The following is a 14,064-nucleotide window of genomic DNA, read 5'->3' as shown; positions in this document are numbered from 1 at the left end:
GGTCAAGGCCGGGGCGGTTCTCGGCGGCCCGAGACGCAGAACCGGTTGCCCTCCGGGTCGGCGAGCACCACGTACGGCGGCTCCGTCGGCAGTGGGTCCGTCGGGTAGTGCCGCCAGTCGACCGGCTGGGCACCGAGGGCGAGCAGCCGCTCGACCTCCTCGTCGAGGCTGCGCTCACCGGCGTCCAGGTCGAGGTGGACGCGGGGGAACTCCTCGACCGGGCTCTCGCTGAGGTCCATCGCGATGGGCGCGCCGGGTGTCCCGGGCGGCGGCTCCAGCACGATCCACTCGTCGCCGGGGTGGCGGGGCGGGCGGCGGCGGTAGCCGAGGGCGGCGGCCCAGAAAGCTCCGGCCCGCTCCGCATCGGACACTCCCAGCGAGAGCTGCGCGATCATCACCATCACTCGACGGTACGCCGCCGGTACGACGTCGAGAGGGCCCCCTGCCGTGCCAACAGAGGGCCCTTCCCGCACGCCTCGATCAGGTGGCGGGGTAGCTGTTGTAGTCGGGGAAGTTGCCGTAGAGCCGGCTGTCGCCGCCCACGGTGACCGCCTGCACCAGCAGGTCGCCACCGACGAACGCGCCCTTCCACGAGGCGCCCCGCCCGCCGAACGGCTCGTCCCGGTCGCCTCGCGAGCGCGGCTTGTTGATGCCCACCTTGAACGCCTGGAGGTCCACGGCGAGCTTGCCGGCCTCGTCGGTGTCGTCGCAGGCCAGCGACGCGACAAGCGCGCCGTTGGAGGCGTTCATCGCGGCCAGCAGCTCGTCGGTGGTGTCGACCACGACGATCGTGTCGACCGGCCCGAACGGTTCGGCGTGCATCAGCCGGGACCGGCCGGGCGGGGCGAGCAGCACCGACGGCGCGACGTACGCGGAGGTGTCCTGACCGGGCAGGAACGGCGCGCCGGTCAGCTTGCCCCGGTGCAGCGGCACCGCCCCGCCGCGTACCGCCTCCTCGACCTTGCGGTGCAGCTCGTCGGCCTTGGCGGCGCTGATCAGCGGCCCGAAGTCCAGCTCGGGCAGCGGGTCACCGGCGGCCCAGGTCTCCTCGACCGCGAGGGGATGCCCGAAGCGGACCGAGCGCACCACCGGCAGGTACATGTCGAGGAACTCGTCGACCAGGTCGCGCTGGACCACGAAGCGGGGGTACGCGGTGCAGCGCTGCTTGCCGTACTCGAAGCCCTTCTTGAGGTGCGTGGCGAGCAGGTCCCACTGGGAGAAGTTCCAGATGCCCCAGGCGTTGAGGCCCTCCTGCTCGATGAAGTGCCGCTTGTCGCTGTCGAGCAGCGCGGCGGCCACCTTGCCACCGTTGGAGCGCCCGCCGACGAACGCCACCGCGCCGATCTCGGGTGCGCGGACCAGCACTTCGGACAGCTCCTCGCCGCCGCCGGAGACGAGGGTGGCGGGCAGCCCGGCCCGGCGCATCAGCGCGTGCGCGACGGTCAGGCAGACCGCGCCGCCCTGGGACGGGGTCTTGGCGATGACGGCGTTGCCGGCCAGCAGCTGCACCAACTCGGCGTGCACCAGGACGCTCATCGGGTAGTTCCACGAGGCGATGTTGCTGACCGGGCCGGGCAGCGGCTCGCGGCCGTCGGCGAGCATCCGGTCGATCTCGCCCGCGTACCAGCGGACGCCGTCGAGTGCCCGGTCGACGTCGGCGCAGGCCAGCCGCCACGGCTTGCCGATCTCCCAGACCAGCAGGAGGGCGAGCAGGTCGCGGTGTGCGGTGAGGGCCTCCAGCGCATCGGCGACGCGTGCCTTGCGGTCGGCCAGGGGGGTCGCCGCCCAGGCCCGGTGGGCGCCCGCGGCGTGCGCGACGGCGGCCCGGGCGCTGTCGGCGTCGAGCCGGGGCAGGTTGATGATGACGGTGTTGTCCACCGGGGTGCGGACCGGGGCGGGTTGGCCGACCGCCCGCCAGTCGCCTTCAATCAGGTTGCGCAGTGTGGTGACGCCGTCCACGTCGGCGCCGAACGCCTCCGGAGTGGCGGCCACCGCCTGGGCGAGGACGTCGGACCAGGCGGTGCCCTCGGCGAGTCGTAGTGCCATCGCGTTCTCCTCAGGGTTTGGCCGGGGAGCGGCGGCGTCGACGGCACCGCTGATGATCGGTACTGTCTCGCGCCGGGTAGCGGGTCAGCAACAGTACGTTTGTCTGGTAGGAGGCCGGCGCGCACGCCCGTCGGTGTCATCGAGGTGGACGGATGGCTCCGGAGCTGCGGGTATGTTCAACCATCAATCGAGTTGCGTCGATAGTGTGAGATAGCCCAGGGTGACTGCCTCCGATTACCCGTGAGTACGAAATTCGGGCCGGCTTCCCAACCGACGATGCGCGCATTACATTGTCGCTTATCCATGGGAGCGCTTCCACGAGTGTCCCGTGGTCACACCGCAACCCCGCTGTCGCCGGTGGCCGTGCCGCCCCCACGCCGTCCCGCGTTGGTGCGACCACCGGCGGCGCCTCCGACAGGAGCTGCCATGCGCCACCTGACCCGGCCGTCCACCGGCCACCCCGGCCGGTCGGCGGTCGCCGACCAGCCCTGGCCCCGGCGGTTGCTGGCCGCCGGTGTCGCCCTGCTCACCGGGCTGTCCCTCGCGGTCGCCGCGCCACCGTCCGGGCCGGCGTCCGCCGCGCCGGCGTTCAACTACGCCGAGGCGTTGCAGAAGTCGCTGCTCTTCTACGAGGCACAGCAGTCGGGTCGGCTGCCGGACTGGAACCGGGTCTCCTGGCGCGGCGACAGCGCGCTCACCGACGGCGCCGACGCTGGGCTTGACCTCACCGGCGGCTGGTACGACGCCGGCGACCACGTCAAGTTCGGCTTCCCGATGGCGTTCAGCGCCACGATGCTCGCCTGGGGCGCGGTGGAGTACCGCAGCGGCTACACCGCCTCCGGGCAACTGCCGCACCTGCTCAACAACCTGCGCTTCGTCAACGACTACTTCATCAAGGCACATCCGTCGGCCAACGTCCTCTACGGGCAGGTCGGCAAGGGCGACGACGACCACAAGTGGTGGGGCCCGGCCGAGGTGATGCAGATGGCACGGCCGGCGTACAAAATCGATGCGAGCTGTGGCGGCGCGGACCTGGCGGGGGAGACGGCGGCCGCGATGGCCGCCTCCTCGATGGTGTTCCGGCCCACCGACGCGACCTACGCCGACCGGCTGCTCACGCACGCCCGGCAGCTCTACACCTTCGCCGACACGGTGCGGAAGTCCTACCACGAGTGCATCACCGACGCGACAAGCTTCTACCGCTCGTGGAGCGGCTGGCAGGACGAGCTGGTCTGGGCCGCGATCTGGCTGCACCGGGCCACCGGCGAGGCCAGCTACCTGGCCAAGGCCGAGAGTGAGTACGACAAGCTCGGCACCGAGAACCAGACCACCACCCGCTCCTACAAGTGGACAATCGCCTGGGACAACAAGCAGTTCGGCGCGTACGTGCTGCTGGCCAACCTGACCGGCAAGCAGAAGTACGTCGACGACGCCAACCGCTGGCTGGACTACTGGACCGTCGGGGTGAACGGCCAGCGCGTGCCGTACTCGCCGGGCGGGATGGCCGTGCTCGACTCCTGGGGCGCGCTGCGCTACGCCGCCAACACGTCCTTCGCCGCGCTCGTCTACAGCGACAAGACCACCGACACCACCCGCAAGGCGCGCTACCACGACTTCGCCGTCCGGCAGATCAACTACGCGCTCGGCGACAACCCGCGCAGCTCCAGTTACGTCATCGGGTTCGGCGCCAACTCACCGCGCAACCCGCACCACCGCACCGCGCACGGCTCCTGGTGGGACAGCCAGACCGTGCCCGTCGAGACCCGGCACACCCTCTACGGCGCGCTGGTCGGCGGCCCGTCCTCGCCCAACGACGCGTACAGCGACAGCCGGTCGGACTACGTGATGAACGAGGTGGCCACCGACTACAACGCCGGCTTCACGTCCGCGCTGGTCCGGCTGACCTCCGAGTACGGCGGCACACCCCTGGCCAACTTCCCGGTCGCCGAGACGCCGGACATCGACCAGCTGACCGTGGAGACCACTGTCATGCAGGCCGAGCCCCGCGCCACCGGCCTCAAGGTGATGGTCTACAACAAGTCGGCGTTCCCGGCCCGCGCGCTCACCGACGGGAAGTTCCGGTACTACTTCCGGCCCGACGGCACCGGTCCGGTGCAGGTCACCGCCGGCTACACGCAGGGCTGCCCGTCGCCGACCACCGCAAAGCAGTTCAGCGGCGACATCTGGTACGTCGAGGTGGACTGCACCGGGCACACCATCGCACCGGCCGGGCAGTCCCAGCACCGGATGGAGGTCCAGTTCAAGATCGGCGTGCCCGAGGGCGGCACCTGGGACCCGACCAACGACCCGTCGTACCAGACCACCGCCGGGCCGAACCGGAAGGTGCCGCTCTACTCCGGCACCACCCGGGTGTGGGGCGACGAGCCGGGACCTGTCGTACCGGACACGACCGCGCCGAGCGTGCCCGGCACGCCCGTCGCGTCCGCCGTCACGTCGAGCGGGCTCACGCTGACCTGGGCCGCGTCCACCGACACGGGCGGCAGCGGCCTGGCCGGCTACGAGATCACCCAGTCGCAGACGGGCAGCGACGCGCTGGTGCTGCATACCGCCACCACGAACACGCTCGCGGTGACCGGGCTGCTGCCGGAGCGGACGTACCAGTTCACCGTGCGGGCCCTCGACGGCGCCGGCAACCGGTCCGCGTCGTCGGCCGCCGTCAGCGTCGCCACGCCGGCCGGACCGGCACCGGACACCACCGCGCCCACCGCGCCCGGCACCCCGGTCGCCTCGGCGGTCACCGCCACCGGGCTCACCCTGACGTGGGCGGCGTCGACCGACAACGTGGGCGTCACCGGGTACCGGGTCTACCGCGAGGCCGGCGCCACCGACACGCTGGTCGGCTCACCGACCGGCACCACGGCGGCGGTGACCGGCCTGACCGCCTCGACGGCGTACCAGTTCTACGTGGTGGCCGTCGATGCGGCCGGCAACACCTCCGCGGCGTCCGCGCCGGTCGCGGTGACCACCGCGCCCCCGCCGGTCGGCGGCACCTGCACCGTGGGGTACGCCACCAACGACTGGAACACCGGCTTCACCGCCACGGTGTCGATCACGAACACCGGCACCACCGCGATCAACGGCTGGACGCTGCGGTTCAGCTTCCCCGGTGGGCAGACCGTCAGCCAGGGCTGGTCGGCGACGGTCAGCCAGAGCGGAGCGGCGGTCACCGCGACGAACCTCTCTTACAACGGCACGCTCGCCCCCGGAGCGTCGGTGAGCTTCGGCTTCAACGGCAACCACAACGGCAGCAACCCGAAACCGACGGCCTTCACCCTCAACAACACCCCCTGCACGATCGCCTGAGCTGAAGATCTTGGACAGTTACCGTTCGCGCGAACGGTAACTGTCCAAGATCTCGCCGCGCCGACCAGGGATAACCCGCCGGGATTTCGGGCATCTCAGCGTTGTGGGGGAGTTGCTGACCGTCGGGCACGGCACAGCCGACCGGGTGCGGCTGGGGGAGTTGCTGACCGGGTCCGGGGTGGCCCTGCTCGTGGACGTACGGCGCTACCCCGCCAGCCGCACCAACCCGGACGTCCGGCGCGAGGAGTTGGAGCGGTGGCTGCCCGAGTACGGGATCGAGTACCGCTGGGAGCCGCGTCTGGGCGGACGCCGGCACGTCCCGGCCGGAGAGCCCGAGCCGGACACCTGGTGGAAGGTCGCGGCGTTCCGGGCGTACGCCGCGTACACCCGCACACCGGAGTTCGACGTGGCACTGACCGAGGTGCTGGCCGACGCGACCCGGCGGACCACCGCGGTGATGTGCAGCGAGAGCCTCTGGTGGCGCTGCCACCGCCGGCTGATCGCCGACGTCGCGGCGCTCGGCCACGGGACGCCGGTGGCACACCTGCTGCCGGACGGGCGGCTCAGCACCCACCAACCCGCCGAGGGTGCCCGCCGGCTCCCGGACGGGCACCTGTGCTGGGACGGCTGACCCGCCGGCTCACTCCACGAGGTCGTCGGCGAGCAGGTCCATCAGCAGGCCGTCGTGCCAGCGACCGTCCTCGCCCCGCTCGTGCCGGCGCAACACCCCCACCGGGCGGAAACCGGCCTTGGCGTACGCCCGGATCGCCGCGCTGTTCGCCGCCGCCGGGTCGATGGTGAACCGGTGGTGGCCGTACTCGTCGATCAGGTGCCGGGCCAGGGTGCGGATGGCGTCCACGCCGAGCCCCGCGCCGCGCACCGCCGGGTCGAGGAAGATGTCCATGCTGGCGTGCCGGTAGTCCGGGTCGGATTCGGCGTACCACTGGATCGCGCCGATCACCCGGCCGTCGTGCTCGATGGCGTACAGCGTCAGCTCGTCGTCGGCCAGGTCGGCGCGGACGGAGTCGGCCAGGTCGTCACCGCCGCGCCACCACCGGCGTACCTCCGGATCGGCCCGGATCGCCGCGAGGGCCGACACGTCGTCGTCGGTCACCGGCCGCAACGTCACCGCCCGCCCCCGCAGCACGCGTCAGCCCCGGATCTCGCCGTGCTCGACGCAGACCGCCGACCAACCGACCGGCAGCACCTGCACCTTCATCCGGCGGCGGCAGTGCGCGCAGTAGCGCGGCGGCTCCAGCGCCCGGGCCGCCGCGCACGGCTCGTGCCCACCAGCCGCCGCGTCCTCGCCACACCTGTCGCACCAGCGCTGCGCCGGTACGGTCTCGACAAGCTGGGTCACGTCGTCCTCACGGATCGTCTCTACAGGGTCGCCGACAGCGCCTTCACCGGCATCTTCAGCTCGTCGAGCAGCTCCAGGTCGGCGTTCGCCGGCCGACCCAGCGTGGTCAGGTAGTTGCCGACGATCACCGCGTTGATGCCGCCGAGCAGCCCGGCACGCGTGCCAAGGTCACCGAGGGTGATCTCTCGGCCGCCCGCGTACCGCAGGATGGTGCGGGGCATGGCCAGCCGGAACGCGGCGATGGCCCGCAGCGCGTCCTTGCCCTCGACCACCGCGCGGTCACCGAGCGGAGTGCCGGGGCGGGGGTTGAGGAAGTTCAGCGGCACCTCGTGCGGGTCGAGCTCGGCGAGCTGCGCGGCGAACTCCGCCCGCTGCTCGACCGTCTCGCCGAGGCCGAGGATGCCGCCGCAGCACACCTCCATGCCGGATTCCCGGACCATCCGCAGCGTCTCCCAGCGCTCCTCCCACGAGTGCGTGGTGACCACGTTCGGGAAGTAGGACCGGCAGGTCTCCAGGTTGTGGTTGTAGCGGTGCACGCCCATGTCGACCAGGTCGTCGACCTGCTCCTGGGAGAGCATGCCCAGCGACGCGGCGACCTGGATGTCGACCTCGGCCTTGATGGCGGCGACGCCCTCGCGCATCTGCTTCATCAGCCGGGCGTCCGGGCCACGCACCGCGGCCACGATGCAAAACTCCGTCGCACCGGTCTTCGCGGTCTGCTTCGCGGCCTCGACCAGCGACGGGATGTCCAGCAGGACCGAGCGCACCGGGGAGGTGAACAGGCCGGACTGGGAGCAGAAGTGGCAGTCTTCCGGGCAGCCGCCGGTCTTCAGCGAGACGATGCCCTCGACCTCGACCTCCGGGCCGCACCAGCGCATCCGCACCTCGTGGGCGAGCTGGAGGGCGGCGGGCAGGTGCTCGTCGGGCAGGTTCAGCACGGCGAGGACGCCGGCCTCGTCAAGACCGACGCCGTCACCCAGGACCTGGGTACGGGCCTGGTCGAGGATCTCTGGCATGGCTCGTACCCTACAAGGCGCCCCGGTCAGCCGGAATGGCCCGCCGGCCGGTTGATCGTTCGGCGGCAGTGTCCGCTCGGCGGGTGGCCGCGCCGGGCGGAGCCGTCGGTTTGGCGGTGGCGGGTGGTAATTTCGCCCGGCGGGTCTCGGCGCGGACGGCAGTGAAGGGGTGACGGTGGCGGACTGGCTGGCGGCGCTCGACCGCCGCGCGGAGTTGCGGGCCAAGGCCGGCCTGACCCGGCGACTGCATCCGCGCCCCGCCGACGACGGGATGACCGACCTCGCCGGCAACGACTACCTCGGCCTGGCCACCCACCCGGAGGTCACCGCCGCCGCCACGGCGGCTTTGTCGGCGTACGGGCTGGGGGCGACCGGGTCGCGTCTGGTCCGCGGGTCCACCGATGCGCACGAGGCGTTGGAGGACGAGCTGGCGCGGTGGTTGGGCACCGACCGGGCTCTCGTCTTCTCCTCCGGATACCTGGCCAACCTCGGTGCGCTGCGGGCCCTCGTCCAACCTCGCACGCTGCTCGTGTCCGACGCGCACAACCACGCGTCGCTGATCGACGGCTGCCGGATCTCCGGCGCGGAGACGGTGGTCACCGCGCACGCCGACGTGACGGCGGTCGCCGCCGCCCTCGCCGTGGCGCCGGGCCGCCCGGCGGTGGTGGTCACCGAGTCGGTCTTCTCGGTCGACGGTGACCTCGCCCCGCTGGCCGACCTGCACGCGGTGGCCCGTCGCTACGGCGCGTTGCTGCTGGTCGACGACGCGCACGCGCTCGGCGTGACCGGGCCGTCCGGGGCCGGTGCGGTCGCCGCCGCCGGGTTGACCGGGGAGCCGGACGTGGTGGTCACCGCCACCCTGTCCAAGGCGCTCGGCGGCGCGGGCGGGGTGGTCGCCGGGCCGGCCGAGTTCGTCCGGCACCTGGTCGAGACCGGCCGTACCTTCATCTTCGACACCGCGCTGCCGCCGGCGGTCGCCGCCGGTGTGCACGCGGCGCTGCGGCTGGCCCGCGACGGCGACGACCTGCGGGCCGAGTTGGCCGACCGGGTGGCGCTGGCGGTCGGCCGGTTGCGCGCCGCCGGGCTGACCGTCTCCACGCCGGACGCGGCGGTGATCTCGGTGACCGCCCCCGGCCCGGAGGCGGCGACCGCCTGGGCCGCCGACTGCCGCGACCGGGGTGTCGCGGTGGGCTGTTTCCGGCCGCCGTCCACCCCGGACAGCCGCTCCCGGCTACGGCTGACCGTCGGCGCCGGGGTGCCCCGGGCGGATTTCGAGCGGGCGCTGGGTGTCATCGTGGACTGCGCACCGTGAGCGCGAGGAGTGAGCCGGGTTTGCGAGCCCCGCAGTCGCGAACCGAGGTGACACCGTGAGCGCGAGGAGTGAGCCGGGTTTGCGAGCCCCGCAGTCGCGAGCAAGGGCCGCGCGGTGAGCGCGTGGGAGGGGCCGGTCCTGGTTACCGGCACCGACACCGAGGTGGGCAAGACCGTGGTGACCGCGGCGATCGCTGCGGCCGCGCAGGCCGCCGGGCTGCGGGTGGCGGTGGTCAAGCCGGGTCAGACGGGTACGGCCGGCGGGGAGCCGGGTGACGTGGACGTGGTCAACCGGTTGGCGGCCCCGCTGACCGGCCGCACCCTGGCGAGTTTTCCGGATCCGCTCGCCCCGTTGGCTGCCGCCCGGGTGGCGGACCTGCCGCCGCTGGAGTTGTACGCGGCGGTGGATGCCGTCCGGGACGAGGCGGACAAGCACGACCTGGTGCTGGTCGAGGGGGCTGGTGGCCTGCTGGTGCCGATGGGTCTGCGCCCGTCGGGGGAGCCGTGGACGATGGCTGACCTGGCGGTGTCGCTCGGTGCCCCGGCGGTGGTGGTGGCCCGTGCCGGTTTGGGCACTCTCAACCACACCGCCCTGACGATGGAGGCGTTGGACCGGCGGGCGGTGCCGGCTGGTGTGGTGATCGGCGCCTGGCCGTCGTCGCCGGAGCTGGTGCACTGGACGAACCTCACCGACCTGGTTCCGAATCTGTTGGGCGCGGTGCCCGACGGTGCCGGCGCGATGGATCCGGGCGTGTTCCGGCGGTCGGCTCCGGGCTGGCTCACTCCGGCCCTGCACGGGGTGCTCGACGACTGGCGGGTGTGGGCCGAGGAGAGCAGCTGAACACCTGACTTTAGTCGGTGTCCGCGCTGGTCGGGCGTGGGTAGCCTGGCCGCCGTGGGGATCCTGGGCCGGTTGGTGGCCGGTGCGCCGTCGTGGGCGTACCGGTGGCGGCGTCCGCTGGTGGACGTGCTGCTCTGGATGGTGGTGGCCGCTCCGATCGTGGTTGCCAGGCTGACTCCACCGGACCCGCGTTTCGGCGCGGTGCTGCTGCTCGGCTCGTTGGCGGTGCTGGCGGTGGCGGTGGCGTCGGCGCGGCGTTGGCCGCTGGTGGGGCTGCTGCTGGTGGTGCTCGGTTCGCTGGTCGACGGCAATTTCGTGTTCGCGATCCCGGTGTTCAGTTATCTGACCGGGCGGCGGAGCGGGGGCGCGGCACCGGCGGCGGTGCTGTTCAGCGTGATCGCGGTGGGTGGCACCGTGCTCAACCTGGGGTTGCTCGACACCGGTGCGGCGACCTGGTTCCTGCTGGCCTCGGTGTTGCTGTTCGCCGGGGTGTTTCCGTGGCTGGTGGGCCGGTACCGCCGGCAGCAGCAGGAGTTGGCCGATGCCGGTCGCCGGCACGTCGAGGCGCTGGCGCGCGAGCGGCGGGGCGCGGCCGAGCGGATCCGGCTGCGCGAGCGGGCACGCATCGCCGAGGAGATGCACGACTCGCTCGGCCACGATCTGAGCCTGATCGCCCTGCGGTCGGCCGCGTTGGAGCTGGCCAGCGATCTGGCCCCCGGGCACCGGGCGGCGGTGGGCGAGCTGCGGGCCAGCGTCGCGGCGGCGACCGAACGCCTGCACGACATCATCGGGGTGCTGCGGGAAGAGGACGGCTTCGCCGGTGTGCGGCCGGTGGGGGAGACCGTCGCGGACCTGGTGGCCGGTGCCCGGGAGGCGGGGATGGCGGTCGAGCTGGACGCCCCGCCGGGCGTCGTCGAGTTGCCCGGGATGACCGGGCCCGCCGCCCACCGGGTGGTCCGGGAGGCGCTGACGAACGCGGCGCGGTACGCCCCGGGCGCCCCGGTCGCCGTCACCATCGCCCTCGATGGGGACGGGATCGAGGTGCGGGTGCGCAACGGGCCGCCGCCGGCCGGTCCACTGCCCCGACTGGCGTCCTCGGGTAGCGGCCTCCTCGCCCTCGCCGAGCGGGTACGGCTGGCCGGCGGTGTCCTGGCCGCGGCGCCGTGTCCGGACGGCGGCTTCGCGGTGCGGGCGCGGCTGCCCGTCGACCCGGTTGCCGGTGTTCCCGTCAGCGGGTGGCCGGCCGGTCCCGTCGAGCCGGGCGCGGTGACCGACGGTCCGCTCATCGACGGGGCGTTCGGCGATGACGGCTCCGCCGGCGGTGGGTTCGAGCGGCCGGCCGATGCCGAGCGGCGGCTGCGCGAGGCCCGGCGTCGGGTCCGGCGGAGCCTGTTGACCGCGCTCGCCGCGCCGGCCGGTCTCGCGCTGGTCCTGTCGCTGGTCTACTACCCGTTCGCCACGGCCGGGACGGTGCTGGACGAGCCGACGTACGACCGGATGCGGCCCGGAACGGTACGCGCCGACCTGCCCGGGTTGCCCCGCCGGCAGCTCACCCCGCCGCTCGGTGCCTCGGAGCCGGGCTGCGAGTACTACACCGACGGCAACTTTCCCCTCGCCGAGCCGACGTGGCGGCTGTGTTTCGCCGACGGCCGACTGGCCAGCAAGGAGCGGATCGCGCAGTGAACACCGACACGGTCGGGGCGACGCCAGTGCGGGTGGTCCTCGCCGACGACGAGGCGATGATCCGGGCCGGTGTGCGGGCCATTCTCGCCGCCGACCCGGGCATCGAGGTGGTCGCCGAGGCCGGCGACGGGCGGGCGGCGGTGGAGTTGGTCCGGGCGCACCGACCCCGGGTGGCGTTGCTGGACATCCGGATGCCCCGGCTGGACGGGTTGGCCGCCGCCGCCGAGATCCACCGGCTGGCACCGGCCACGGCGACGATCATGCTGACCACCTTCGGTGAGGACGACCATGTGGCCCGTGCGCTGGGGCACGGCGCGAGCGGGTTCCTGCTCAAGGCCGGCGACCCGCGTGAGCTGCTCGCCGGGGTGCACGCGGTCGCTGACGGCGGTGCGTACCTGTCGCCTCGGGTGGCCCGACGGGTGATCGAGCTGGGTGCCGGGCGGTTGGCCCGCCGGCCCGCCGCGCGGGACCGGACCGCCGGGCTGACCGAGCGGGAGCGTGAGGTGCTGGCCCTGGTCGGGGCGGGGCTGTCCAACGCGGAGATCGCCCGCCGGCTGCATCTGGTGGAGGGGACCGTGAAGAGCTACCTGACCAGCATCTTCACCCGGCTGGACGTGCGCAACCGGGTGCAGGCGGCGATCATCGCCTACGAGGCGGGGCTGGTCGACGGGTGAGCGGGGGCCGGGTCGGCCCCCGCTCACCGGTCAGGCGTCGCGGCGGCGCAGCGCGGCCCGGCCCAGCAGCAGTGCTGCGCCGGCCCACCCGGCGAGCAGCAGCAGCCCGACCGCGCCCGGGTAGGGCTCGGTGTCGCCGGCCAGGAAGTGCCCGCCGGCCACGCCGGGGAAGACGTCGGCGACCCGGTTCAGCGCGGCGATGTCCGGCTCCTGGAGCGACAGCGGCACGATCATCAGGGTGGCGAACAGCACGGTGATCGTGAGCACCGCGCTGCGCAGTGCCGCGCCGAGGCCCAGCGCGAGCACGCCGACCAGCGCCAGGTAGGTCGCCACCGCCACGATGTCGCCGATCGTCTCGGCGACCGGGGCGCTGCCCCACTCGCCCAGCGTCGGCCGCGCGACAAGTGCGCCGACGCCGCCGAGCAACAGCCCGAGGGCGAAGGTGACCGTCCCGGCCACCACGGCCTTGGCCAGCAGTACGCGACCCCGTGCCGGGGTGCACTGCAGGGTGCTCCGGATGGTGCCGCTGGTGAACTCCGTGGTGATCGCCAGCAGGCCCAGCGCCAGCACCGCGTACTGGGTCAGCTCGACGGAACCGATCACCACGCTGCCGGCGGTGACGATTCCCCGGTCGTCGAGCGGGTCGTCGTTGGTGTTGTCGTTGGCCGCGTAGATGGCCAGTTGGAGGGCGCTCGCGGCCATCAGCAGCAGCCCGGCCAGCATCGTCCACCAGGTGCTGCGGACCGAGAACAACTTGGTCCACTCGGCGGCCACCGCACCGCCGAACGCGGCCGGAGCAGCCTGTGACGCGGCGGGGCGGGCACCCGCGACGGTGTTCGTGCTCATCGTGCTCCACCTCCGGTCCGGCCGCCGGCGTACTCGACGCTGTCGGCGGTCAACTCCATGAACGCCTGCTCCAGCGACGCGCCGTGCGAGCTCAGCTCGTGCAACCGCACCCCCAGCTCGTACGCCAGGTCACCGACGCGGTCCACGGTGGCCCCGGTGACGGTCAGCTCGTCGGTGCCGGCCGGCTCGACGGTGGCGCCGGTCGCGGTGAGACGCGCGGAGAGGGTGGCCAGCCCGTCGGGATGCGGGCTGCGGACCCGGACGGCGACCGCGCTGCCGGCGATCACGTCACCGATCGGGGCGTCGGCGAGCAGCCGTCCCCGGCCGATCACCACGAGCTGGTCGGCGGTGAGCTGCATCTCGCTCATCAGGTGGCTGGAGACGAAGACCGTACGTCCCTCGTCGGCCAGCGAACGCATGAGCTGCCGGACCCAGCGCACCCCGTCCGGGTCGAGGCCGTTGACCGGCTCGTCGAACATCAGCACCGGCGGGTCGCCGAGCAGCGCGCCAGCGATGCCGAGCCGCTGACCCATACCGAGGGAGAGGGTCCGGCCCGGTTTGCCGGCGGAGCGCCCGTCCAGCCCGACGGTGTCCAGCACCTCGTCCACCCGGTGGGCCGGGATGCCGTTGCTGCGGGCCATGGCGAGCAGGTGCGCCCGACCGGACCGGGCGGGGTGGATGGCTCGAGCGTCGAGCAGCGCGCCCACCTCGTGCAGCGGTCGGCGCAGCTCCCGGTACGACCGGCCGGCGACCAGCGCCTGCCCGGCGGTGGGCCGGTCCAGGCCGAGGACCATCCGCATGGTGGTGGACTTGCCGGCGCCGTTGGGGCCGAGGAAGCCGGTGACCCGGCCGGGCGCGATGTCGACGGTCAGGGCGTCGACCGCGGTGGTCTCCCCGAACCGTTTCGTCAACCCACGTAATGTGATCATGCGCTGACGCTAGGCGGCCGGCCGGCTGCCGCAC

At 73.1% G+C, this 14,064-nt stretch carries 13 protein-coding genes; 6 read left to right on the top strand and 7 right to left on the bottom strand.

Translation table 11 applies throughout. The annotated features are described in order from the left end of the window. Positions 1–2: 2 nt before the first annotated feature. Positions 3–401 carry a VOC family protein gene (locus ABZ780_RS10030; protein WP_357485553.1) on the bottom strand — a complete coding sequence of 133 codons (399 nt, stop codon included), beginning with the start codon at positions 399–401 and terminating at the stop codon, positions 3–5. Between the two features lie 79 nt (positions 402–480). Beyond that, the gene (locus tag ABZ780_RS10025; RefSeq protein WP_357485552.1) at positions 481–2,046 is read right to left on the bottom strand and encodes an aldehyde dehydrogenase family protein; all 1,566 of its coding nucleotides are present in this window, start codon (positions 2,044–2,046) and stop codon (positions 481–483) included. Between the two features lie 426 nt (positions 2,047–2,472). Between ABZ780_RS10025 and ABZ780_RS10020 the strand changes: the two genes are divergently transcribed. Both ABZ780_RS10020 and ABZ780_RS10015 read left to right on the top strand, forming a co-directional pair. Continuing rightward, positions 2,473–5,370: a glycoside hydrolase family 9 protein gene (locus ABZ780_RS10020; protein WP_357485550.1), complete on the top strand. Its 2,898-nt coding sequence runs from the start codon at positions 2,473–2,475 to the stop codon at positions 5,368–5,370. A 103-nt stretch (positions 5,371–5,473) separates the two neighbouring features. After that, positions 5,474–6,001 (top strand): DUF488 domain-containing protein, encoded by a 528-nt coding sequence (locus tag ABZ780_RS10015; protein ID WP_357005051.1) that lies wholly within the window; start codon positions 5,474–5,476, stop codon positions 5,999–6,001. 9 nt (positions 6,002–6,010) lie between these two features. On the opposite strand, the gene ABZ780_RS10010 is transcribed toward ABZ780_RS10015, so the two are convergent. Genes ABZ780_RS10010 through bioB form a run of 3 tightly spaced genes read right to left on the bottom strand, consistent with a single transcriptional unit; the run spans position 6,011 to position 7,746 of the window. Further along, on the bottom strand, positions 6,011–6,517 hold the full coding sequence (locus ABZ780_RS10010; RefSeq protein ID WP_357005055.1) for a GNAT family protein: 507 nt from the start codon (positions 6,515–6,517) through the stop codon (positions 6,011–6,013). A gap of 3 nt (positions 6,518–6,520) precedes the next feature. After that, positions 6,521–6,730 (bottom strand): hypothetical protein, encoded by a 210-nt coding sequence (locus tag ABZ780_RS10005; RefSeq protein ID WP_357005059.1) that lies wholly within the window; start codon positions 6,728–6,730, stop codon positions 6,521–6,523. A 20-nt stretch (positions 6,731–6,750) separates the two neighbouring features. Continuing rightward, complete coding sequence (gene bioB, locus ABZ780_RS10000; protein WP_357005062.1) at positions 6,751–7,746, bottom strand: biotin synthase BioB; 996 nt, start codon at positions 7,744–7,746, stop codon at positions 6,751–6,753. Between the two features lie 175 nt (positions 7,747–7,921). On the opposite strand from bioB, the gene ABZ780_RS09995 reads away from it, so the two are divergent. The 4 genes from ABZ780_RS09995 to ABZ780_RS09980 all read left to right on the top strand — a co-directional run bounded on the left by ABZ780_RS09995 (position 7,922) and on the right by ABZ780_RS09980 (position 12,255). Continuing rightward, positions 7,922–9,058 carry an 8-amino-7-oxononanoate synthase gene (locus ABZ780_RS09995; RefSeq protein WP_357005066.1) on the top strand — a complete coding sequence of 379 codons (1,137 nt, stop codon included), beginning with the start codon at positions 7,922–7,924 and terminating at the stop codon, positions 9,056–9,058. A gap of 114 nt (positions 9,059–9,172) precedes the next feature. Beyond that, entirely contained in the window at positions 9,173–9,898 is a 726-nt protein-coding gene (gene bioD, locus ABZ780_RS09990) for a dethiobiotin synthase (RefSeq protein WP_357005069.1), read from the top strand. Between the two features lie 54 nt (positions 9,899–9,952). Next, a complete protein-coding gene (locus ABZ780_RS09985; RefSeq protein WP_357005072.1) occupies positions 9,953–11,581 on the top strand; it encodes a histidine kinase in 1,629 nt (542 codons plus the stop codon). Then, entirely contained in the window at positions 11,578–12,255 is a 678-nt protein-coding gene (locus tag ABZ780_RS09980; RefSeq protein ID WP_357005076.1) for a response regulator transcription factor, read from the top strand. The genes ABZ780_RS09985 and ABZ780_RS09980 overlap by 4 nt, the downstream gene beginning before the upstream one ends. Positions 12,256–12,285: 30 nt before the next feature. Here the strand turns inward: ABZ780_RS09980 and ABZ780_RS09975 are convergent, their stop codons facing one another. Both ABZ780_RS09975 and ABZ780_RS09970 read right to left on the bottom strand, forming a co-directional pair. Then, a complete protein-coding gene (locus ABZ780_RS09975) occupies positions 12,286–13,101 on the bottom strand; it encodes an ABC transporter permease (protein ID WP_357005079.1) in 816 nt (271 codons plus the stop codon). Further along, entirely contained in the window at positions 13,098–14,030 is a 933-nt protein-coding gene (locus tag ABZ780_RS09970; RefSeq protein ID WP_357005082.1) for an ATP-binding cassette domain-containing protein, read from the bottom strand. The genes ABZ780_RS09975 and ABZ780_RS09970 overlap by 4 nt, the downstream gene beginning before the upstream one ends. Positions 14,031–14,064: the final 34 nt, after the last annotated feature.

The sequence above is a fragment of the Micromonospora sp. NPDC047467 genome, assembly GCF_040643095.1.
Taxonomy (GTDB): Bacteria; Actinomycetota; Actinomycetes; order Mycobacteriales; family Micromonosporaceae; genus Micromonospora.
Note: the sequence above shows the minus strand (reverse complement) of the source record. Positions and strands in the feature narration are given on the sequence as shown.

Excerpts from the sequence above, each read along its gene's own strand:
- ABZ780_RS10025 (WP_357485552.1), bottom strand. The coding sequence starts at position 2,046 with ATGGCACTACGACTCGCCGAGGGCACCGCCTGGTCCGACGTCCTCGCC.
- ABZ780_RS09975 (WP_357005079.1), bottom strand. The coding sequence starts at position 13,101 with ATGAGCACGAACACCGTCGCGGGTGCCCGCCCCGCCGCGTCACAGGCT.
- ABZ780_RS10030 (WP_357485553.1), bottom strand. The coding sequence starts at position 401 with ATGGTGATGATCGCGCAGCTCTCGCTGGGAGTGTCCGATGCGGAGCGG.
- ABZ780_RS10020 (WP_357485550.1), top strand. The coding sequence starts at position 2,473 with ATGCGCCACCTGACCCGGCCGTCCACCGGCCACCCCGGCCGGTCGGCG.
- bioB (WP_357005062.1), bottom strand. The coding sequence starts at position 7,746 with ATGCCAGAGATCCTCGACCAGGCCCGTACCCAGGTCCTGGGTGACGGC.
- ABZ780_RS09970 (WP_357005082.1), bottom strand. The coding sequence starts at position 14,030 with ATGATCACATTACGTGGGTTGACGAAACGGTTCGGGGAGACCACCGCG.